This window comes from Microcoleus sp. F4-D5 (assembly GCF_036704885.1).
In the GTDB taxonomy this organism is placed as follows: Bacteria; Cyanobacteriota; Cyanobacteriia; order Cyanobacteriales; family Microcoleaceae; genus Microcoleus.
Genome location: NZ_JAUBSX010000062.1, coordinates 1 through 22,827 on the forward strand (window position 1 = coordinate 1; position 22,827 = coordinate 22,827).

Below are 22,827 nucleotides of genomic sequence, written 5' to 3' on the forward strand. Positions count from 1 at the left end.
TGAGGACGCCCAGACATTTTAATATTCTCCTTTACTTTTCAGGTAACTCTAGCATAACTTTAGAAAAATGGTATAAATCGTTGTAATCTTTATCTGAACCCCCATCGACGCGCTGATCTTCCATTGCAAATGCCTTGCCGTTGCCAGTGACATCTGCTACTTGACCGTACAGCCAAGCATCATCTGGATTAGTGCTAGATAATGACAACAGGGGGCGTTTGTCACCGCCGACACCGGGATTATTAAAGACATCTTGCACCGTACCGTTTGGCACCAGCATCACCGCAAAAACCTCTCCTGGTTTCATCGGAAATTTTTTCGCGCCGCTGTACTGCCCTGCGTTATAATTTGCTTCTCCCAAACTGCCGTTAAATAGGGGATTTGCGCCTTCTGTGGGGTCAGAAATTACTACGTGACCAAAGGTAGAATTAGTCAGAGCTCGTCTTGCTGCTTCTTTGATGAATTCCTGAGAACCAGGGGTAAATTTCTCCATTCCCAGTACGCTGAAAATGGCAACTTCACCTCTATAATTGCCGCCGTCGTGCAGCCAATCAAAGCCAACTTGTCCCGTGGAATCTGTAGCAAAAAAGCCGGAGTCAACGCCTAAACCTGTCAGCGGGTCAACTTTGCCGTCTGGGGTTAAACTAACTTGATAATTTGTATCGCCCGAAGGTGCAGAAATTTTGAGTGCATAATTGGTTGCACCCAAGTTATCGATGCTAAAAGTTCCCGAATTTGTGCCGTTGGTTTCGATGTCTTTGACGACTTTTCCCTGAGTGTCGAGAAGCTGCATCCCGACAATGGAACTAAATCCTTCAGCCGTAACTCGAAAGCTGCCTGTATTCAGCCGATTAAAACGATAGGTGTCTGTGGGGTCAGTTTTACCTGCGAAGTCGATAGAGATATAGTTGTCGTTCAGATTGCCGATCGATATATTAGACATGATGCACCTTGATTAATTGGATAACTGTGGGCTGATATTGATCTATCTGAAGTGCATCGGAGTTTTTATGCGGTTTGTAATATAACTTCACAAAGAGTGTGGGGTTAACTCGCTGAACTTCCATCGCTACTTATTTATCTGGAGTAAGCTTTAGTTTTTATGCAAAGTTTCAGTCTTTGTAGAATAACTTTACACAAACTACCGGGAATCAAGGTTTTACATCCACCTCACACTCAGGGAGATGGATGTAATTGCGATTAGCTGATGCCTGTTCTGCCTATTGTGGTAAAATTTGATGGTGAGAATACCTTGGCGGAATTTGGTATTTTCTCATGCCTCTGGGGTCGCCTGCTGCTTGATTAAGAACTAACAAAAAAAACACCGCGAATAAAATTGTCTCCCAACCAAAAGGTGCCGGCTTCGGTTCTTCTTTGGGTTGATCTGTAACCGACTCGACGTTGACTTTGATGTCGAGTTTGCCCTCAATCACTTTGCCTTTGAATATTCCATCGTTGGCAACACCTTTAAATAGCATTGGATTAGTTTGTTCTGCTGACATTGTGGTTATCCTTGTGTTAGTAAATTATGAAAAAAAATTCAATTAAGGGCGAGATCCTTGCTAAATCTGGCGTATAAACGGCGCCAGATTGAGACAAGCCGCAATCAGCCAGACCTAAAATCAGAATTTTTTTGAGCAATGTGTCGGCCAATTCCTTGGAGTTTGGACAATCCCGTCCTTTTCCAAAAAGAGTAAATAGTCTGTGTCTTGATATTTAACTGTCGGGCAATGACTGCCATTTTTTCGGGCGACTGCTGCAAAAACAATCTTTGAACAAGAACTTGACAGTTGCAGTCGGGACGGTTTCGAGGATGACATTTCCGCAGTTCGTATTCTGGATCTCGATCGATGTATTTTACGATCGCCCTTGCTACAGCTTGTTTTTCTTGTCTTTCAATCCGTTCGATTTCCACCTCCAAACCATCTAAATAGTCATTGTAAAATCCGCTGCGTTCTAAAGCATCTAAATCTAAGGACAACTCTTTTTGATTTTTGGTAGTATGTAAATCGTGAATTCGATACCCGAGATGAGCGTTAATCCAAGTCGTCAGACTGGCTTGAATCGGAGAACGTCGGGGATGAAACTTGTGGAGGTTCTTGTCTAACCATTCCCAAGTTTTATTAACGGCTTCATAATAATAGGGATGAGAACTTTTTGACAATTTTGGCAGCAGTTGCAGTTGCCGCAACAATCGATTCATCAATTCTGGACGCTGCGAACTATCCGGTGATTCCGAGCAAATTGCTAGAATTAGCTTACATAACCGCTCATCTTGAGGAGTGCGATCGGAATATTGTTGCAGTGCTAACCTCAATTCATCTATGCGATCCATAATAGTCCTTTTAGTAAATGTAGTGGATGTAAGACTGTGAAAAATTTGAGCTAACTTGGTAGGTATGAAAACGATTGAACTAAGTCGATCGCTTTTAGGTAAAATAAGGACGGTTAACCTACACCTAGTTTTGTACAGTTGCTTACTTCCACACATTTTCCAGTAGTTTTTCAATCAAAACAAGGCTAAAATTCACAATAAAATTCACAAATAATTACAAAAAACTCACAAAACTCACAAAACTCACAAAAATTATTTTATAATTCAAAAAAATAGATTGATTGGGGAAAGCAATGGAAGTTGAAGAAATGTTGAGCTTGTTGGATAAGTGGGTTGTGGAAAAGAAAGGCAAGTCGCTGGATTTTGCGGAGAAAGAGATTATTCGTCTAAGCTGGATGGATGTGGATTATGCGGACATGAACATTCCCGGCTATAGCCCTAGCTATGTGGAGAGAAGGCTGGCAAAAGGTTTGTGGGCTCTAGTATCAGAGGTGATTGGAGAAGGAAAAAAAGTTACTAAAAAAACATCCAAGCTGGCGATGCAAGAAGCAATCAAGAAGCGATCGCACCCGGAAGTACCAGCAAGAGAAATGACTTTTTTTGAGGCGGCGAAGGATGCCAACAATCGAGGGTTTAACTTAAAACAAGCTGGCGAATTCGTCGCAGCTAGAAAGGAGTTCGAGCTTGCTCTTAAAATTAACCCAGATAATGCAGTGACTTACTATAATCAAGCATTGATGCATGAGGAAGCCGGGAAAGTCGATCGGGCGATGGAACTATATCAGGATGCAGCATTCCGTGGCTTGGCGGCTGCTTACTGCAAGTTGGGTCGTTTGTATATCATTGAATATAAAGATTTGCGAAAATCAGTTGAAAAAATAAGGAACGGTTTAAAGCTGCTGGAAACTGAGAAAGTTGAGTATGACAAAATAGTCAAAGCAGGGTTGTTAACTTACCTTGCTTGGGCTTGGAAGGAACAAGGATGCTATGAAGAAGCTTTGGAGAAGTTGCAAGATGCTGTTAAACTACAGAGAGATCGGGGTTTAACTTATGGCATCATGGCCCAAGTGCAAGAAAATCTGGGGAATGATGCAGAAGTTGTGAAATCTTGGAAAAACTGTCTGAAATATGCTAAGTCCGATGAGCCAGATGAAGAATTTTATATTGGTAAGGCTCGTCAGCGTCTGAAGCAATTAGGTGGTTCTAATTAAATGTAAAATGCGTGAAGCGTACCTATCCCGTAGGGAATCGCGCAGTGAGATACCCGACTTCTTAAAGAATTCGGGTATCGGGTAATTGTGTTTTTTAGGTGGATTTACTTAAGTGCGATCGCACTTGTTTGAGATTTAGCCTTAATCAAGGACATGGGTATTCATTGCCATGTCGATCGATACAAATTCGGGCTATCATGTTATTCGTGGCTGATTGAAGGGCGATTCGATCGATTGAAGTACCTGAAACTGCGGCTAGTACCAAGGTTATGTTGCCGAGTGCGATCGAGCCGATGAGGAGGGGTGAAATCAAGACTTTGCAATTCATACTCTTGTCTCCAAGTCAACTAGATTTACGATCGCTAGATTAGGGAGGCATGAATATTACTTGCGATATGACGAGATATGACAGGTGTCATACTTTTTGGAAATTTCAACTTATTGAGGACTTACGCACGAGTGTTTAGAAACCGGGGTTTTTTACGAAAATACTTGATTGTAGACGACTGATTCGGTAAAAAAACCGGTTTATTGGCCCCTAGCATAAGTCCTGTTATTTTTTTACATAGTCGCTGACATGAACAGAAAAGAATTGGAAGAATTAGCAGAAAAAAACTGGTATCTAGAAGACCTATACAAAGCTTTGGGTCAAGCAAAAAAAACTTACAAGCAAACAGAAAAAGCCCAAAGCATTACTCCCAATGATAAAGACAATCTGCACGGCATACTTGCTCGAAAAAAATCTTCAGAAATTGCAATTATTTATAATAAAAGCTACGGTCAAACCAAAAATGAGTTATCAGATCGTCTTTATAAATATATTAGAAATCTTCTCAGATACGATCAGTCTCTGGATATTGAATCCATCGATATTCCCGATCGATTGGCAGAACGAGGATTCAAAAGAGACTCTTCTCAAGAGCGTAGAGAAACCGATCGGGTTTGGTGGCGCATTACGATCGAGCTTGACAATCCAGACAACTTGCAATTACAAGCAATTGTCAAGCGCCTCGGCTCGGCTCTAGAAAAACCTTTGATAGTACAGAAAATAGAGCAAGGCAGTACATTGCTGGCTTTTGAAAGCGATCGATCGGAATACGATCGCATAGAAGAACTTTACAGATCGGGTCGCCTAGGTGAATTATTAAAAGTGACAGTTAGCGATTTAGGACAAGTTCCGCAGAGTTCGCTGCTAATTTATTTGAGACAAATGTATGAAAACCTCTTTGGTGAAGGCTATCAGCCAGTAGGCTTGATATTGACTCGCGGTCAACGCAATCGATGGCGAGGGCAGAACCCAGAAAATTTAGAATCTGTAGCAAGAGCAAAACAGATTAATTTTGGTGCAAATCAATCCGTTAATTTGACGATTGAACTGACACCAAAAGACGAAGAAATTGATACTAAAATATGGCTCCATCCATCAGGCGATGCAGTTTACCTGCCAGTTGGTTTACAAATAACAGTTTTAGATGAATTCGGAAATCCCATTCCTCAATTGCACAAACAAACTGGCAGTACAGATAACGCTGTTTTACTCACTTTTAGCGTTGAACCGGGAGAAAGATTTAGTATTAAACTCCTTCTGGGAGAGGCCAGCGTCACAGAAACTTTTTAATAATTAAAAATCGCCGCGCCACCTATGAAAAAACAAGTCATCCTCACTATCATGGAAGGAAGTTTTGAGCAAGGATTTCCGGTTAACTTGGAAATTCGAGAAGATTTAACGCCATTTAGCTTAATCTGGGGAGATGTTGGCAGACTGCCAGCCCTAGGCGATATTGAGATTCTTGATTCCTTGAAGGATTGGCAGTCAAATTTTGCAAGGAATAATGATGGCTGCATCTCGCGGATCAAAGTTCAAGGGGAAGGAACGAAAGTCTTTAACAACCTCGCGGCAGAAAACCTGGCATCCAACATCAATCAATGGCTCAATTCCAGCGAAAAATCCTGGAGAAAAATACTGGATGGATTGCAGCAGCACTTGCAGCCCAACGATGAGATTAGAGTTATTTTGCAAACAGACGATGCTAACTTGCGGAGACTACCTTGGCCGGCCTGGAATTTCTTTTCTGAAACTTATCATTATTCAGAAATTTCTCTGAGTACCTTAACTGTTAAACCTCCAAGCTTTAAAAAATCTGACTGTCGGAAATCAGCGGTGAGAATTTTAGCAGTATTTGGCAATACTGACGGGATTAATATTGGCTTTGACCGTCAAGTATTAGATAATCTAGCTGAACGCGGTGCCGAAATTACACCTTTAACCAAGCCCAAAAAAGCAGCCTTGCTGGAGTCTTTGCGAGACGAACAAGGGTGGCACATTTTCTTTTTTGCAGGTCATAGTTCAACTCTACCAGACGGTCAAATTGGTGAGTTTGATATCAGCGATTCTGAAAGTATCAGTATTGACGACTTGAAAAATGCCATGAAAATTGCGATCGCCAAAGGATTGCAGTTAGCAATTTTCAACTCCTGCGACGGCTTGGGGATAGCCAACCAGCTAGCCAAATTGTACTTACCCCAAAGTATTGTCATGCGGGAAGTAGTAGCAGACGAAGCCGCACAAAAATTCTTGCAAGATTTTCTCACAGCATTTGCCAATAACCAATCTTTGTACACAGCAGTTGGGGAAGCGCGGCGAAAGTTGGAAGATGCTAAAAATAAACTATTGCCTGGTATTAGCTGGCTGCCAGTAATTTGTCAAAACCCCGCTGTTGAACCGCTAATTTGGAAACAACTTCTCAATTGGAAATGCCTGCACACTCTCAAAGATCATTCAGATGTTGTTAAGTCCGTCGCCATTAGTCCCAATCAAAACATTATTGCCAGCGGCAGTTTGGACAAAACCATCAAACTTTGGAACCTTTGTACAGGAGAATTACTCCACACCTTCACCGGACATAGCAGTGCCGTAATTGCTGTTGCTTTCAGCCCCGACGGGAAAACTCTTGCCAGTGCCAGCAACCACGAGTTATTTGACGGCAGCATCAAGTTGTGGGACGTAGCAAATCAGAAATTTAAACAAAGTCTTGGTAATGCCTTAATAGCCCTGCGGACAAGCTGTTTAGCTTTCAGTCCCGACGAACAAACCCTCGCTAACGGTCACATTGGCAGTACAGTTATTGGTGCTACAATTGATATCTGGAATCTCAAAAAAAGTAAAATAGAAAAAACTCTTTGGGGACACGTTTGGGAAGTTAATTCCCTTGCCTTTAGCAAGGACGGACGCATTTTAGTTAGTGGCGGTTTAGATGGTGCAGTTAAAATCTGGAATTGGTACAAACAAGAGTTGCTGCACACTCTCAATCGGCCAGTAGATTTTTTCGGTGCCGTAGCTTCCTGGTTCGATTCTTCTGTTGGGATAATTTGTTGTGTTGCGATTAGCCCGGATGGTAAAATAGTCGCAGCTAGCGGTTTACAACAGCCAATTCAACTGTGGAATACTGAAAATGGCAGACTGCTACGTACCTTCACAGAACACTCAGATAGTGTTTATACTCTTGCCTTTAGCCCCGATGGTGAAACTCTCGCTAGCGGCGGTGGTGACAACACAATTCGGATCTGGAATTTTCACACAGGAGAGTTGTTGGAAACTCTGGAACATCTCAGCCCAGTCCACTCTGTTGTTTTTAGTTATGATGGCAAAACTTTGGTCAGCGGGAGTGCGGATACTGTAAAAATTTGGCGCGTTCCTGTTTAAGTCAGGACTTACCCACTCTGACAAAAAACCGGGTTTTTTACTTAATCTCTCGGTTACAGCGCGTCTTTTCGCAAACAAACCCGGTTTCTGAGGCCCCATTCGCGGTTTCCAACCGCAAGTCAGCTAAAAAATCTCCCCAACAATCATTCCCGCCAATATCACAAATCCAACCCAAACATTTTGGCGAAAAATCTGACCGTAAATCGGCTTGGGAATGTCATTCTTTCGGAGTTGACTGTACTGCAAAAGCCACAAAATTGCCGCCGCACTAATTGCCATCCAAAAACCAATGTGCAAGTGCAGATTAATTCCCATTGCTGCTAACAAACCCACTGTACCAACAAAGAAAAACCCCACCGCATTAGCCGCATTATTCCCGAAAAATATCGCGCTGGAATTCACCCCCAAACGCAAATCGTCTTCCCGATCGCTCATCGCATAAACTGTATCAAATCCTAATGTCCACAGCACGACTGCACCCCACAGCAACCAAGTCGCTAATTCTAGTTCTCCCGCGGCGGCGCTCCAACTAATTAAAACTGCAAAACCCCAGGCAATTGATAACACTAATTGCGGCACTGGAAAGAATCGTTTTGCTAGCGGATAGCAGATAATTACTGGTACGGCGGCCACGCACAGCCAGAAGCTTAAAGGATTGAGATAAAAAGCGAGAATTGCCGCACAAGCAAAGGAAATTAATGCAACTCCTATCCCAGTTTGCACGGTGAGGGCGCGGGATGCTATGGGGCGCGATCGCGTTCTTTCTACTTCGGGATCGATATCGCGATCCCACAAGTCGTTGATGACGCATCCAGCCGCACTCGTGGCTAAGGTACCCAACACAATCACGCCCACCAATGCTGTCGGCGGCCTCCCGTGGGCTGCTAAAAAGACGGCCCAGAGGGCTGGAATCATTAAAATCAGCCTTCCTGCTGGTTTGTCCCATCTCAAAAGCCTCACGACGGTTAGCAATGTGGATTCGGGTTGGCGATCGGGCTCTTTAAGCATTTCAATTCTAGATTTGAGATTTTTAACTTTAGATTTTATCAAATTTTAGGCACAATCACTTACTATCTCTGCTGCCGATCGCACTTCTGCCGAAATTTAAAACACGTGAAAGTCTTGACCAATCAGCAGTTCCAAATTTTTGCTAATTTAATAGAATGCCTAACTGGATTCGTGAAATAATCATAAATATCTGTCAACCCCGATACTCCAATGGTTAATTCACTTGCTTCTGCGGAGTCAAATCGCATTATTGCTGCTATTGATATGGGTACTAACTCGTTTCACATGGTGGTGGCGCGCATCGATCCGAAATTGCCGGCGTTTACGATTATTGCTAGAGAAAAAGATACGGTTCGCTTGGGCGATTGCGAGGCTAAGACAGGGCGCTTGAAATCCGAGGTTATGGAAAGGGCGATCGCCACTCTGAGCCACTTTCAAGATATTGCTAAAACTTTTAATGCTGAACAAATTATCGCTGTTGCTACGAGTGCTGTTCGAGAAGCCCCTAACGGGCGGGATTTCCTCAAACAAGTTGCTGACGAATTAGACCTGAATGTGAGTTTAATTTCCGGTCAGGAAGAAGCGCGGAGAATTTATCTCGGCGTTCTTTCCGGTATGGAGTTTAACAATGAGTCGCAGGTGATTATTGATATTGGCGGCGGTTCTACTGAGTTGATTTTAGGAGACAGTTCTGAGTCTCGCTGTCTCACCAGTACAAAAATTGGTGCTGTGCGCTTAACAGGAGAATTTGTCAAAACCGACCCGATTAGCAGGGAGGAGTTTGCTTATTTGCAAGCTTATATTCGGATTTCGCTGGAAAGACCGATCGACGAATTACGCTCCCAATTCCATGATGGCGAACCTCTGCGCTTGATCGGCACTGCTGGAACCATCGAAACTCTGGCTGCAATTAACGCTCGCGAAAAGTTGGGAGCAGTCCCAAGTCCGCTAGCCGGATACCAGTTAAGTTTAAAAGATTTACGCGATTTAGTCAATCGCTTTCGCAAACTTTCTTATGCCGAAAGATTGGCAATTCCTGGAATGTCGGACAAGCGGGCCGAAATTATTCTGGCAGGCGCTTTGATTTTGCAGGAAGCTATGACACTATTAGGAATTGAATCGCTGACTGTTTGCGATCGCTCTTTACGAGAAGGCGTAATTGTTGACTGGATGCTGACCCACGGTTTAATTGAAAACCGCTTGCGCTATCAAGGTTCAATCCGCCAGCGCAGCATTCTGCATATGGCTGACAAATATCAAGTTAATATAGAACAAAGCGAAAGAACCGCAGCATTTGCGCTCAGTTTGTTCGACCAAACTCAAGGAATTCTGCACAATTGGGGCAGCGAAGAACGGGACTTGCTGTGGGCGGCTGCGATTCTGCACAATTGCGGTTTGTACGTCAGTCATTCGGCCCACCACAAGCATTCTTACTATTTAATTCGCAATGGTGAGTTATTAGGATACACGGAAACTGAAATTGAAGTAATTGCCAATTTAGCTCGCTATCACCGAAAAAATCCTCCGAAAAAAAAGCATGAAAATTTTTTAATTCTTCCCAAAAAATACAGAGAATTAGTTAGTAAACTGCATCCTTTTCTGCGGTTGGCTGTGGCTTTAGATAGGCGGCAAGTTGGGGCTATTGCTGATTTTAAATGCGAACACCGACCGGAAGTTCGAGAGTTTCATTTGCGGCTGCAACCGCTCAATTCCGGAGATGATTGCGCTTTGGAACTGTGGAGTTTGGATTATAAAAAGCCGTGTTTTGAAGATGAGTACAATCTCAAATTAGTGGCAACTTTGGAGCCTACTTGTGTTCCCGTTTAAATAGGAAGCAGAGCCTGGAAATGAGAAACTGTAAGGTGCGCGCTGCGCACCTTACCCGTAACCCCGGAACGAAGATCATCTAATCATCTAAAATATTAGGAGCGATCGCCAATTTCAGCATATAATAGAAAAATGTCAAATCCCTTACTTTCCCTCAACTACGAACCCGCCATCGAATCCCTCGGTGGCGACTATTTTGATGAAGTTCCTGCTGCCGATTTTCCGCAGCACATTCTCCGCTTCCGCAACGACCAATTATTGCCGACATTGGGTTTAGACCCCGCAGAAGTAACCGACCAACATTTCATTGAAGCATTCGGGAAATTTCACTGTATCCGTCCCTTTCTCGCACTCCGCTACCACGGCTATCAATTCAACGAATACAACCCGAATTTAGGCGACGGTAGAGGCTTTTTGTACGGCCAAGTTCGCGGCACCGACGGCAGACTTTACGATTTCGGCACTAAAGGTTCCGGCCGCACGCCTTACTCGCGGCACGCTGATGGTAGGCTAACTCTCAAAGGGGGAATTCGCGAAGTTTTAGCCGCCGAAGCTTTGAATCGGTTGGGAGTTCGGACATCTCGCTGTTTTAGTTTAGTTGAAACGGGTGAGTCTTTGTGGCGGGGGGACGAACCATCTCCGACGCGATCGTCCGTAATGGTGCGTTTCAGTCACTCTCACATCCGGTTTGGAACTTTTGAAAGATTGCACTATATCCGCCGCCCGGATTTAACTAAAAAACTTTTAGATTTTGTTATTGAATATTACTATCCTGAACTGCATTTAGAAGCAAGTAAGGCAGGTGTTTCGCCTGCTGAAAAATATGCGCTATTTTATGCAGATTTAGTCCAGAGAGTAGCCGAATTAGTCGCTCAGTGGATGGCAGCAGGATTTTGTCACGCCGTGCTGAATACTGATAATATGTCGATTACTGGAGAAAGTTTCGATTACGGGCCTTTCGCTTTTATCCCAACTTACAAGCCGGAATTTACAGCAGCTTATTTCGACCATTACGGTCTTTATTGTTACGGAAATCAACCGTTTATTTGCAAGGGCAATTTAGAGAAGCTTCAGGAACCGCTAGCAGCCGCGATTCCTCAAGCGGATATGGATGCTGCTTTGGCAAAGTTTGGCGAGTATTATAATGCAGCTTACCGGCAGTTGATGCTCAATAGATTGGGATTTGAGGATTTGCCAGAAGCTGAGGGAGATGAGTTGTTGAAGGTGACAATTAAAATGCTGGCGGAGTCTCAAGTAGGCTATCACGATTTCTTTTTTGAACTGCGAAGACAGTTCGATCGCACTTGGCGAGATGATGCCAGTCAAATTTTTGCTGAGGCGGAACCGGCGGACTTGATAGCACCTTGGCGGCAGTTTTATTATCACGTTTTGCAAAGTTTGTCGGCGGATGATCTGGACAAAATGGCGGACAGGTTGCGGAGGCACAACCCCGAACAATCCCTGTTGAGACCGACAATTGAGGCTGTTTGGGAACCCATAGCTATTGAGGATAATTGGGAACCGTTTTATGAATTGGTTAAACGACTTCAAGACCCAGAAAATTGATTGATAATAGCTGGAATTAATAGCGCGTAAGGGCTGGTTCACCTGCATTTTCTGTTGGTATTAAAGATTAGGGTGAACCAGCCCTTACGCCATCTGAGATTATAAAATATTGACCGATAAAAATATAACATCGAGAAATAATCACTAATGACTAATGACCGAAAGCATCCAGGATACAAGCCCCCGGATTCATTCCGAAAGCAGACTCAGGACGGAGAAATAAAAAACCTGTATCCGATGAAAATTGCCCCCCGAATTTATCCGTGGGGTCAGTCGATTTTAGATTTTAGATTTTAGATTTTAGATTTACCTCACAGATAAATCTGGGCTCTTGAACTAGGGTCTAAAATTTTTATCTTTCCACGACAGGAGTACGTGGCACGGTATCCGTTTTGGGCTGGGTCAATGCTTCAATTCTTTAATCTAAAATCTAAAATCTAAAATCTAAAATCGATTGACTACTTGAGCTTTTCTATCTCAAATTGTGCATCTTTATAACCGCCAGTAAGTCCTTGATCGAGAAACATTTTGCCGGCTTTTTCTAAATCGCTAATTGCTCCTGCTTTGTCTCCCAAGGAGCGGCGAACCATGCCTCTACCGTAGTAAGCAGCAGCATAATTCGGACTGATCCGAATAGCTTGGACGTAATCGGCGATCGCACTGTTGTAATTATTTAACTGCTGGTAAATCTTAGCCCGATTTGCGTAAGCTTCAGCATTGTTGGGATTGAACCCGATTGCTGCTGTAAAATCAGCGATCGCCCCCTGCGCGTCACCCCCGGCGCTGCGAGCTAAACCGCGATTGTTAAAAGCATTAAAATCATTCGGATTCACTTTCAGCGCTTGAGTGCAATCGGCAATTGCTTTCGGATAATCCTTCAAATTTAAATAAGCAATGCAGCGATTGTTGTAAGGAACCCCATCCTCATCGCTCAGCGAAATTGCCTGAGTGCAATCGTCAATTGCCGCTTGATGCGCTCCCAAATTCAACTGGGTGCTGCAACGATTAGCGTAAGCATCTCCACTCTTGGGATCGATCGCAATTACCTGAGAATAATCCGCCAAAGCTCCCTGATAATCTCCTAGGTGAAAGCGAGCTCTCCCCCGACTGTAGAAAGCATCAACATTCTTAGCATCAAGTTTAATTGCCTCAGTATAATCTCCAATCCCCCCCTGCAAATCGCCGCTACCAGCACGAGCCAACCCCCGCGAATGATAAGCTTTAACAAGGTTCGGCTGCAACCGAATTACTTCGGTAAAATCCTGAATAGCCATCTTGTAATCTTGCAGTTCTAAATAAGCAACTCCTCTTTCATAATATGTATCAGCATCCTTGGGCTGGAGATTCAAAACCTGAGTGTAATCCTCAATCGCCCCGCGCTTGTCGTTAAAATCGTGACGGGCTAGCCCCCGGTTAAAATAAGCCTGAACATATTTAGGATTGAGAGCGATCGCCTGAGAATAATCGGCAATTGCTTCTTGATACTGTTTTAAATCATAATTAGCATTGCCCCGGCGATAAAAACTCTCAGGATTGTTAGGATTTAATTGAATTGACTTATTAAAATCTTGCAAAGCTCCCGCAGCATCTTGATTGCGAGACTTTTCCACTCCCTGGTCGTAATATTCCTTAGCTTTAAGCGGATTCGGTCGGCTCAAATAACTAAACAGAAATACCAGAATTATTGCTGCCCCTAAAACAGCCAAAATCAGCCACCAAAACCGAGTTTTTAAACGTGACGAAAAACTCTCAGAAGACAGTAAGCTGGGAGAAATACTTTTCTTTTGAGCCTTATTACCCGGCTCTTGGCGGTGCCTCAACTTGCTGATATCTGCCAAAACTTCCTCAGCAGATTGATAGCGTTTACCAAACTGGTGACAGACCATTTTGTCAATTATATTAGCTAATCCCACAGAACATTGAGATCGGTTTCGCCAAACAATTTCCCCCGTATGAGAAGGACTCGGATCTTGCAATTTTGGCAAATCCGTACCGGGCAAACCCGTGATAGCTTGGACTGCCATCATCCCGACTGCATAGAGGTCGCTGCTAAATTGCGGGTTGCCTTGAAATTGTTCGATCGGCATATAAGCCGGAGTTCCAGTAGCAATGGTGCGCGGAAATTCTGTATCGTACTCGCTGACGTGACTCGCAACTTCTTTAACCGAGCCGAAGTCAATTAAAACTAATTTGCCGTCTGGTTTGCGGCGGATTAAGTTGGAGGGATTAACATCGCGGTGAATCACTCCCTGAGAGTGTACGAAGGCGAGAAGTTGTAACACTTCTTCCAACAGATCCAGCACTTTGTCTTCCCGCCAAGGTTGACCGGCCACAATTTCCCTATTTAGGGCGTGTCCGGGCACAAACTCTTCGACGAGGTAGAATTGATTTCCTTCTTCAAAATAAGCGAGTAAAAATGGAACTTGATCGTGTTTTCCCAGCTTTTCTAATATTTCTGCTTCTTGTTTAAATAAGCGGTAAGCTGTTTTGAGAACTGTGGAAGTGTTGCTGGGAGGACGAAGTTGTTTGACTACACATTGAGGGTGGCCCGGCCGGCGAGTATCGACAGCTAAATAAGTTTGTCCAAAAGCTCCTGAACTGAGAATTTGCACTACGCGATAACGCCTGTCTAAAAGTTGACCAACCATGTTCATATCGGGAATTGGGAATTGGTAACGGGGAGTTGGTAATTGGGAATTGGTAACGGGGAATTGGTAACGGGGAGTTGGTAATTGGGAATTGGTAGTTTGGCCTTCTTCCTCCTTCCTCCTTCCTTCTTCCTTCTTCCTTCTTCCTTCTTCCTTTTTTTTTAACATCTAACTGACGACTAATAGCTTATTTAGGATCGTTGATTTGTGCTTGTGCCTTTTGGAAACCATCCGCTCTTCCTTGTTCTAGAAACAGCGTTGCAGCTTTCTGAAAATCCTCGATCGCCCCAGCACGGTCTTTGAGTTGGCGGCGGACGAGGCCTCGGCTGTAAAAAGCGGTAGCATTGTTGGGGTTGAGCCGCAGCGAGTGAGCGAAATCCTCAACCGCTAAAGGGTAATTTTTTAGTTCTGAGTAAATAGTACCGCGATTGCTGTAAGCTACGGCATCGCTGGGATTGAGTCGAATTGCTTGAGTAAAATCTTCCACAGCGCCCTGCTTGTCTCCCGAAGCCAATCGAGCTAATCCTCGATTGCTGTATGCTTTGGGATTGTTGCCGTTGAGTCCGATCGTCAAACTGCAATCTTCGCTGGCCTTTTGAAATTGTTTTAAATTCAGATAAGCAATGCAGCGGTTGTTGTAAGCTGCTTCATCTTTGGGAGCGAGGCTAATTGCTCGGGTGCAATCTGCAATCGCTTTGTCGTAGGTTGCCAAATTTAAGTAAGCGCTGCACCGATTGGTATAAGCATCAGCGAGATCTGGTTCCAATTCGATCGCCTTACTGTAATCTTCCATCGCTCCTTGATAATCTGCCAGATTAAATCTCGATCGACCGCGACTGTAGTAAACGCCAGCTTGGTTGGGGCTAATTTGAATCGCTTGAGTAAAATCTGCCATTGCCCCTGTTTTGTCGCCCGCTGCCGATCTAGCTAAACCGCGATTGCTGTAAGCTGTAGCATCGTTGGGACTGAGGCGAATTGCTTGAGTGTAGTCTTCTATTGCCGTGCGGTAGTCGCCCAAATCGTAGTAAGCTAAACCCCGCTGAGAGTATGCCTCACCGTCGCTGGGATTGAGTCGCACTACTTGGGTGAAATCTTCCACGGCCCCCCGCTTGTCCCCGATGTCGAGGCGGGCCATACCTCGATTGTAGAGAGCTTTGGTGTGGCTGGGATTGACTTTGATTGCTTGCGTGTAATCCTGTATTGCTTGCTCGGTTGCGCCCATGTCGTAGCGAGCGTTTGCCCGCTTGTAGTAAGTTTCGGCATCGCTGGCATTTAGGGCGATCGCTTGAGTATAATCGGCGATCGCGCCTGTTTTGTCGCCTTGCTGCGCCTTGGCCATGCCGCGGGCTAACAATTCTTTTGCCCTCGCCGGACTTTGACTCTGCCAAAAGGAAAGTATGATACCAGTCAAGATTAAAGCTGCAACAGCGGCAGCCAAAAGCAGCAGTTTGGTTTGGCTTTGTCTTCGCGGTTGACTCATAGCGTCCGTGATGATTGTGGCTGGCGGCGGCTCAACCTCCAATTTTACGGCGATTTGTTTGAGGTCTGCTAAAACTTCGGCGGCCTCCTGATAGCGTTCCTCGCAGTTAGGGCGCACCATTCGATCGATAATATCTGCTAGGGCTGCCGAACAAGTCGCCCGGTTTCGCCAGGGAATTTCGTTTTTGTTGTTTTTTAAGGCACTCAGTTGGTTGGGTGAGAGTCCCGTGACGGCAAGCTGGGCGATCGTACCTAGAGCGTAAATGTCGCTATTGTAACGGGGGTTGCCGATCGATTGCTCGACTGGCACGTATAACTCTTGGGACGCCAAATCCTGTTTTTTTGCTAAAGGCCCTTTAAAAGAATTGGGGGAGGTTTGCGCCAACAAATGACAATTAGCGAGTTCCAGGTTAATTTCTTTTTCCAAGCTAAAGTCTACCAACACAAATTTGCCGTCTGACTCGCGCCGTACCGCTTTGTCTGGTTGAATTCTGCGGTGAATGAAACCATTCGCGTGTACGAACACCAAAATTTCTAATATTTCTGATAGCAGACCAATTACTTTGTCTTCATCCCAAGGTTGACCCGGTATTAGTTCTTGACTTAAAGGTGAGCCGGCAATAAATTCTTCTATTAAGTATAAACTTTGATTTTCCTCAAAATACGCCAATAACTCGGGAATTTTGTCGTGTTTTCCCAATTTTTCAATTATTTCTGCGTTTCTTTGAAATATAACTTTTACTAATTCAGGAGTTTGCGAACTTGTGCCGGGTAGCTGCATTTCTCTAACCGTGCATTGCGGATACCCGGGACGGTGAGTATCTGCAGCTAGATAAGTTTTTCCCACCTCACTTGAGTCTGTGACTTTAATGATGCGGTAACGTCTGTCTAGAAGTTGACCAATCATGCGAGAGCCCTCTACCCTGTTAATGTTCCATTATCGCATGAAATCACGATAGGCCAAATATTTGGCTGAGTAATTTAAGTTCGATCGGGCCGTGACTCCCACCCAAAAACGGATAGTTGCTTTCCGACAGGAGTCGTTAGCCTCCGAAAGTTTTAGACCCGAGTTGAAGATCCCCGATTCAATGCGAGAGTCAATCTCAAATCTCAAATCTCAAATCTCAAATCGACTGACTGGCCAAACGGGCGATCGGATTGCCTGTGTAAGTCAAGCGCGCCGGCGCTCTTCTAATATCTTACAAAAAAATCGCTTAAATTGTTTATTCTGTCAATAAGAAATGTATAATTTAACAAGCACGCCGGAGGTCAGTCAAATGAACGTACAACTGGTTAAATCCCTAATTAAAGTTATCTTACCTATCGCCGCCGACGAGCAATTAGCGAGCCTGGGAAAAATATTACCAACTCTCCCCTACCATTTGACTCAGGAACTCGTGCAGCTTGCCCAAAAGGGCGGCTATTTTAATTTTTTGAATGACAAACCAGAGATTTATACTCTCGAAAACCCAGAAGCAATTACGTGATACTCAAAAACAGGAGATTGAGAGAACTTTTCAATGTGCGAACAATAAAAATGTCTGAATCATTAACCAAAGGAGGAACGATCGCAGCGATCGCCACTGCCATAGTTCCCCAACAAGGCAGCGTCGGCATTGTGCGAGTTTCCGGTTCCGCAGCCTTAAAAATTGCCGAAACTCTGTTTCGCGCCCCAGGACGGCAAATTTGGGAGTCTCACCGCATTCTTTACGGGCACATCCGCCACCCTAAAACTCAAGAATTAGTAGATGAAGCTTTGCTGCTAATTATGAAAGCACCGCGTTCTTTTACTCGCGAAGATGTGGTGGAATTTCACTGTCACGGCGGTATTATTGCCGTGCAGCAAGTCTTGCAGTTGTGTTTGGAAAACGGGGCGAGATTGGCCGGGCCGGGAGAGTTTTCGCTGCGGGCTTTTTTGAACGGAAGGCTCGATTTAACTCAAGCTGAAAGTATTGCTGATTTGGTGGGAGCAAAATCGCCCGCTGCTGCACAAAGTGCTTTGGCCCTTATGCAGGGAAAATTAGCTGCACCGATCCGCAAATTGAGAACAACTTGTTTGGACGTGCTGGCAGAAATTGAGGCGAGAATTGATTTTGAGGAAGATTTGCCGCCTTTAGATGAAGCTAACACTTCTTGGCAAATAAATCATGTTTTGGAGGAATTGTCAACAATTTTGGCGACGGCAGATCGCGGAGAATTGTTGAGAACTGGTTTAAAAGTAGCGATTGTCGGGCGGCCGAATGTGGGAAAATCGAGTTTGTTGAATGCGTGGAGTAAGAGCGATCGGGCGATCGTCACGGATTTGCCCGGTACGACGCGGGACGTGGTAGAATCGCAGCTAGTTGTGGGCGGCATTCCGGTGCAGGTGCTCGATACTGCAGGCATTCGAGAAACCGAAGACAAGGTAGAAAAAATTGGCGTTGAGCGATCGCGCGCCGCAGCAAAACAAGCCGATTTAGTGCTGTTGACAATTGACGCGGCATCTGGTTGGACGGAAGGCGATTCGGAAATTTACGAACAAGTAAAGCACCGCCAGCTAATTGTAATTATCAACAAAATTGACCTAGTAACAACAATTCCAGATTTACCTTTTTCCGCTGAAATTCACCGCACAGTTACCGCAGCCGCCGCCCTCGATCGAGGCATAGAAGAGTTAGAAACAGCCATTTTAGATGCCGTCAGCAGGGGAAATTTGCAAGCAGCAAACTCAGACTTAGCAATCAACCAGCGGCAAGCAGCAGCCTTAACCAAAGCTAAAATTTCTCTAGAACAATGCACGGATACTATTAGCAACAAATTGCCTTTAGATTTCTGGACAATTGATTTGCGCGGTGCAATTCAAGCATTGGGGGAAGTTACGGGCGAAGAAGTGACCGAATCAGTGCTCGACAGGATATTTAGCAGATTTTGCATTGGCAAATAGTAATGGTCAAAGATTATTTATCTTTAACTGCCAAGCAGATATTATAATTATGTGTTAAACCTGAAACAGCAAACAGATAACAGCAGTGCCATTACCTATCTACCACATCACCCCCCTTGACAATCTAGAATCTATTATTTCGGAAGGTGGATTGTTAGCTTACAACGTTATGCTTGAGACAGGAACTAACTACACTAATATCGCCTACGAAAATATCCAAGATCGTCGCGCTAGAATCCGCGTTCCCTGCAGTGCAGGTGGCGTACTGCACGATTATGTTCCCTTTTATTTTGCACCGCGATCTCCGATGTTATACACCATTAATCAGGGCAATGTACCAAAATATACTCAAGGTCAAGCAGCAGTTATTCACCTAGTTTCTGATGTATTTGAGATAGACATTAGGGGTTTAGATTTTGTTTTTACTGACGGTCATGCAGTCATGGGATTCACCGATTTTTTTGATGACCTCGACTATCTAGGTGCGATCGACTGGGATGTTATGGACTCTCGTTATTGGTTTGATACAAATGAAGACAACGACCGAAAACGCAGGCGTCAAGCCGAGTTTTTAGTTAGAAACTTTTTGCCTTGGGAGTTAATCACAGAAATCGGCGTAATCGATTATACAATTCAATCACAAGTAGAAAATATTTTACAAAATTTTACAGCTCAAACCCCCGTAAGAGTGCATAAAGATTGGTATTATTGAAATAAATAGTAGGAAATAAAAGTGATTGAAATCAAGGAAGGCAACCTTTTAGAAGCAAATGCAGAAGCCTTAGTGAACACAGTTAATTGTGTGGGAATTATGGGCAAAGGAATTGCCTTGCAGTTCAAGCAGGCTTATCCAGAAAACTTCCGCCAATATGAAAAGGCTTGTCGCGCCGGTGAAGTGCAGCCGGGCCGAATGTTTGTAGTATCTTCGGGCAATCTATTTAATCCCCGATACATTATTAATTTTCCGACTAAACGTCACTGGAGAGGAAAATCAAAAATCGAAGATATTCAAACTGGACTAAAAGCTTTGATTCAGGAAGTAAAGCTTTTAGGCATCACTTCTATTGCGGTTCCTCCGCTGGGTTGCGGGAACGGCGGCTTGTCTTGGAAGACGGTAAAACCTCTCATTGAATCGGCGTTTTTGGAACTGCCTAACGTGCAAGTTTTGCTGTTTGAACCGCAGGGTACTCCTGAAGCTGATACGATGCAGGTTGCTACCGAAAAACCAAAAATGACTCGCGCTCGTGCCTTGTTTGTTCGCTTGCTGCAACTGTATGGAATTCCAGGTTATCGGCTGACAATGCTCGAAATTCAAAAGCTAGCTTACTTCCTTCAAATTGCAGGAGAACCGCTCAGATTACAGTATGTTAAAGAAAAGTACGGCCCCTACGCAAATAATCTCAATCATGTTTTGCAGAAGCTGGAAGGGCATTTTATTCGAGGTTATGGAGACAGGAGTAGAGAGGCACAAATCTATGTGTTGTCTGACGGTGAAATAGCGGCGCGGAAATTTTTAGAAAATGCTCCCGATGCTATTGAGCGACTAGAGCGTGTTAGCAACTTAATCAACGGTTTTGAAACTCCTTACGGAATGGAACTGCTGGCAACTGTTCACTGGGTTGTTCGGGAAAATAGGGAAGCAGCAGAGGATTCCGAAAGAGCGATCGAACTTGTACGCGAATGGAACATTCGCAAGAGCGAACTATTTAAGCCTCAACATATTCGCAAAGCGTGGCAGCGGCTTCGCGACCAGAGTTGGTTTTTTTAGGATACCTTCTGCCTTCTTACTAATGCTGACTGATGAGTCATTCTTACGATCGAGGTCTTCCAAGAGTTGTAATATAAAGCACAGCTTCACTCGCAGGAATACCGAGAACCTCATTGACGCGATCGTCAAAAAAGCCCGCAATACCGCTGACACCCAAACGCAGTTGAATAGCTGCTAAATTCAACCGCTGGCCCAAATGACCCGCGTCCATGTGCAAATAGCGGTAAACTCGATCGCCGTATTTTCCCACCGCCCTGTTCAAATCCGCCGTGTGAAACAACAGCGCCGCCGCATCTCTGCCCAAGTCTTGCCCCAAACACAAATAATGCAACTCCCTGCGGAAATTTTTAAACCGAATTTGCCGCAATTCTTGAGCTTTCGGAGCGTAATAATAACAGCCTTCTTCTAACCCATTCACTCCCGAAACAGCAATAAAAGTTTCGATCAAACTCAGATCGAAATAGTCGGGATAAGCGTCTAATCCTTGGTCGATATAGTGCTGTGGCTGGTAAGTAAAATCGAGCAGGGCCAGCAGTTCGCCCAAACTCAAAGAAGCACCTGTATAAGCACGGGTAGAACGCCTTTTGAGCATCGTGTTTCCTAAATCTTCCAGGTTCACTCCCCAAGGAATCGAAGGAGTGACAGTAGAAACTTTAGTACAAAAGGGAAAGTTGTATTTATCGTCTAATTCCCCTTCACTTTCATCAAATTTCCAGCCATCCGATCCGGTGGTATCTGATTCTAACTCTGTGGCTTTGTGGAGGTATGCCAACAGTTGACCTTCGGAAAGTTGCGGGTAATCTGTGGTGGTTTTTCCGGGCAAAGCTGTTTTGAACTTTGGCAAGTTTTGGTCGATATCTAGCAAGTCGGCTAAAGCCACTAAACAGATCGCTCCTTCTTGCTCCGAGTCGATGTATAATAATTGATTGAGAGCTTCGTCGGCGAATCCTCCAATCAGGTGAGGTCGGTAATCGTTGATGGCGCAAGCTAACTCGATATTGCTCAATAAATGGCCGGTGTCTAGAAAAATTCGCCGATAAGCTCGGTCTTCATAACGCCAAGAAGAACGGAAAAAAACTGTCGTAATGGCGATCGCCAATTGGGTATTTTCTAGCGCTGGCGACTGGAAACAAGCTGCTTGCAAGGCCTGCCAAACTTGACTGTCCCAAAAATGAACAAGCGAATGAGTTCTGCACTGATAGTTGTAAAGTCCAGCAGGCAACTGCCCAGTGCCGCGGGATATTAAATAAACCTCTGCTGGGTACAGCCCGCCCGCCGACGGTGCCGATCGCAAATACAGGTAGCTGTCGTCTAGCGTCTGCACTTTCGCCGTCAACCCGTAGCTGCACAGCAACAAGCTGGACAATCGCTGCCACCAACGGTCATCTGCAGTGGCCTCGGACTCCTCCGAGAGGTCTTTTAGATAAGGCTTGAGGTCAAAACACGCTCCAATTTTATATTCTTTGAAAGGCACAGGTTGCTCTGTCCAATCTAGCCGTTTGCTTTTGGCAGCAATGGTTTCAGGGTCGTATTTTGTCCGTTCGTGGTAGTGCTGAGCAAAGGAGAGAGGAAGTTCTGGCATATTTCAATAGAGGATTGGCTTTGGTTTGTTTATCGATCTTGACATCACTGACCGGTTACTGGTGGAGCAAGGCAGAAATTTACAAATATAAAAAAAATCTTAGAAAAAATGCGACCTTTGTTACATAAGCTTAACATAAGAAAAGACCTAGGTATAAATACGCAGAATATAAACCATTAATGATCGTTATGGATTGACTGCAGTAGCTGTTGTCATGAAGGGGTGAAAATGCAAAAGCTAAGCGCTGAGGAATTGCTCGCTCAGTATGCTGAGGGCAAGCGAAACTTTAACGCCGTTGACTTAAGTGAAGATAACTTATTTCAAGCAGATTTGCCAGAAATAAATCTTTCTGATAGTGTTCTGAGGCGAGCTTATTTGCCCTACGGAAATCTGACTCAAGCCAATCTTTATCAAACTGAGTTGCAAGATGCTGAACTGGGCGACATTAAACTTTATCAAGCCAATTTGTCCCAAGCAAATTTATCAAGAGCAAATTTATCAAGAGCGAATTTGCGCCACGCGAATTTACAAGGTGCAAATTTGCAAAAAGCCAATTTGCAAGGTGCGGATTTATACAATGCAGATTTGACGAATGCCGATTTGAGATATGCGGATTTGAGCCGAGCTAATTTGGAAAAAGCAAAGTTAACTAAAGCTAAATTAGCGGGCTGCAACTTATTTCGCTCTCGCTTGGTCGATCTGTCGGAAGCTGAGTGCGATCGCACTACTATCGGGCCCGAAGGATATTGATGATTCTCAGCCCTTAGTCTAGCACGA

General features: G+C 44.4%; 18 protein-coding genes. 10 read left to right on the forward strand and 8 right to left on the reverse strand.

Features of this window, described 5'->3' with window-relative positions; all coding sequences use genetic code 11:
* Window positions 1–31: 31 nt before the first annotated feature.
* The 3 genes from QUA80_RS24060 to QUA80_RS24070 form a co-directional block, all read right to left on the reverse strand.
* A complete protein-coding gene (locus QUA80_RS24060) occupies window positions 32–943 on the reverse strand; it encodes a DUF4114 domain-containing protein (protein WP_333427531.1) in 912 nt (303 codons plus the stop codon).
* Window positions 944–1,220: 277 nt separating this feature from the next.
* Window positions 1,221–1,502, reverse strand: coding sequence for a hypothetical protein (locus tag QUA80_RS24065; RefSeq protein WP_333427532.1), 282 nt, complete (start codon window positions 1,500–1,502; stop codon window positions 1,221–1,223).
* 104 nt (window positions 1,503–1,606) lie between these two features.
* Window positions 1,607–2,335, reverse strand: a complete 729-nt coding sequence (locus QUA80_RS24070; protein ID WP_333427533.1) for a hypothetical protein — start codon at window positions 2,333–2,335, stop codon at window positions 1,607–1,609.
* Between the two features lie 293 nt (window positions 2,336–2,628).
* On the opposite strand from QUA80_RS24070, the gene QUA80_RS24075 reads away from it, so the two are divergent.
* A complete protein-coding gene (locus tag QUA80_RS24075) occupies window positions 2,629–3,546 on the forward strand; it encodes a hypothetical protein (RefSeq protein WP_333427534.1) in 918 nt (305 codons plus the stop codon).
* A 145-nt stretch (window positions 3,547–3,691) separates the two neighbouring features.
* Here the strand turns inward: QUA80_RS24075 and QUA80_RS24080 are convergent, their stop codons facing one another.
* Window positions 3,692–3,874 carry a hypothetical protein gene (locus tag QUA80_RS24080; protein WP_333427535.1) on the reverse strand — a complete coding sequence of 61 codons (183 nt, stop codon included), beginning with the start codon at window positions 3,872–3,874 and terminating at the stop codon, window positions 3,692–3,694.
* A 249-nt stretch (window positions 3,875–4,123) separates the two neighbouring features.
* Here QUA80_RS24080 and QUA80_RS24085 point away from each other — a divergent pair, with 249 nt between their 5' ends.
* On the forward strand, window positions 4,124–5,164 hold the full coding sequence (locus tag QUA80_RS24085; RefSeq protein ID WP_333427536.1) for a DUF1822 family protein: 1,041 nt from the start codon (window positions 4,124–4,126) through the stop codon (window positions 5,162–5,164).
* 24 nt (window positions 5,165–5,188) lie between these two features.
* Entirely contained in the window at window positions 5,189–7,249 is a 2,061-nt protein-coding gene (locus QUA80_RS24090; RefSeq protein ID WP_333427537.1) for a WD40 domain-containing protein, read from the forward strand.
* A 123-nt stretch (window positions 7,250–7,372) separates the two neighbouring features.
* On the opposite strand, the gene QUA80_RS24095 is transcribed toward QUA80_RS24090, so the two are convergent.
* Window positions 7,373–8,257: a 4-hydroxybenzoate solanesyltransferase gene (locus tag QUA80_RS24095; protein ID WP_333427538.1), complete on the reverse strand. Its 885-nt coding sequence runs from the start codon at window positions 8,255–8,257 to the stop codon at window positions 7,373–7,375.
* Between the two features lie 210 nt (window positions 8,258–8,467).
* On the opposite strand from QUA80_RS24095, the gene QUA80_RS24100 reads away from it, so the two are divergent.
* Together QUA80_RS24100 and QUA80_RS24105 are read left to right on the forward strand one after the other, a co-directional pair.
* Window positions 8,468–10,084: a Ppx/GppA phosphatase family protein gene (locus tag QUA80_RS24100; protein WP_333427539.1), complete on the forward strand. Its 1,617-nt coding sequence runs from the start codon at window positions 8,468–8,470 to the stop codon at window positions 10,082–10,084.
* A gap of 132 nt (window positions 10,085–10,216) precedes the next feature.
* Complete coding sequence (locus QUA80_RS24105) at window positions 10,217–11,650, forward strand: protein adenylyltransferase SelO family protein (RefSeq protein WP_333427540.1); 1,434 nt, start codon at window positions 10,217–10,219, stop codon at window positions 11,648–11,650.
* A 458-nt stretch (window positions 11,651–12,108) separates the two neighbouring features.
* Here QUA80_RS24105 and QUA80_RS24110 read toward each other — a convergent pair whose 3' ends face one another.
* Entirely contained in the window at window positions 12,109–14,298 is a 2,190-nt protein-coding gene (locus QUA80_RS24110; RefSeq protein WP_445302286.1) for a tetratricopeptide repeat protein, read from the reverse strand.
* Between the two features lie 187 nt (window positions 14,299–14,485).
* Window positions 14,486–16,684 (reverse strand): tetratricopeptide repeat protein, encoded by a 2,199-nt coding sequence (locus QUA80_RS24115; RefSeq protein ID WP_333427542.1) that lies wholly within the window; start codon window positions 16,682–16,684, stop codon window positions 14,486–14,488.
* A gap of 370 nt (window positions 16,685–17,054) precedes the next feature.
* On the opposite strand from QUA80_RS24115, the gene QUA80_RS24120 reads away from it, so the two are divergent.
* The 4 genes from QUA80_RS24120 to darG all read left to right on the forward strand — a co-directional run bounded on the left by QUA80_RS24120 (window position 17,055) and on the right by darG (window position 20,468).
* Window positions 17,055–17,264: a hypothetical protein gene (locus QUA80_RS24120; protein WP_333427543.1), complete on the forward strand. Its 210-nt coding sequence runs from the start codon at window positions 17,055–17,057 to the stop codon at window positions 17,262–17,264.
* A 50-nt stretch (window positions 17,265–17,314) separates the two neighbouring features.
* Window positions 17,315–18,700, forward strand: coding sequence for a tRNA uridine-5-carboxymethylaminomethyl(34) synthesis GTPase MnmE (mnmE, locus tag QUA80_RS24125; protein ID WP_333427544.1), 1,386 nt, complete (start codon window positions 17,315–17,317; stop codon window positions 18,698–18,700).
* An 85-nt stretch (window positions 18,701–18,785) separates the two neighbouring features.
* Window positions 18,786–19,412 (forward strand): type II toxin-antitoxin system toxin DNA ADP-ribosyl transferase DarT, encoded by a 627-nt coding sequence (gene darT, locus QUA80_RS24130; protein ID WP_333427545.1) that lies wholly within the window; start codon window positions 18,786–18,788, stop codon window positions 19,410–19,412.
* Window positions 19,413–19,433: 21 nt separating this feature from the next.
* A complete protein-coding gene (darG, locus tag QUA80_RS24135; protein ID WP_333427546.1) occupies window positions 19,434–20,468 on the forward strand; it encodes a type II toxin-antitoxin system antitoxin DNA ADP-ribosyl glycohydrolase DarG in 1,035 nt (344 codons plus the stop codon).
* Window positions 20,469–20,511: 43 nt separating this feature from the next.
* Here darG and QUA80_RS24140 read toward each other — a convergent pair whose 3' ends face one another.
* Window positions 20,512–22,050 carry a SagB/ThcOx family dehydrogenase gene (locus QUA80_RS24140; RefSeq protein ID WP_333427547.1) on the reverse strand — a complete coding sequence of 513 codons (1,539 nt, stop codon included), beginning with the start codon at window positions 22,048–22,050 and terminating at the stop codon, window positions 20,512–20,514.
* A gap of 228 nt (window positions 22,051–22,278) precedes the next feature.
* Between QUA80_RS24140 and QUA80_RS24145 the strand changes: the two genes are divergently transcribed.
* Window positions 22,279–22,800: a pentapeptide repeat-containing protein gene (locus tag QUA80_RS24145; RefSeq protein WP_333427548.1), complete on the forward strand. Its 522-nt coding sequence runs from the start codon at window positions 22,279–22,281 to the stop codon at window positions 22,798–22,800.
* Window positions 22,801–22,827 lie beyond the last annotated feature (27 nt).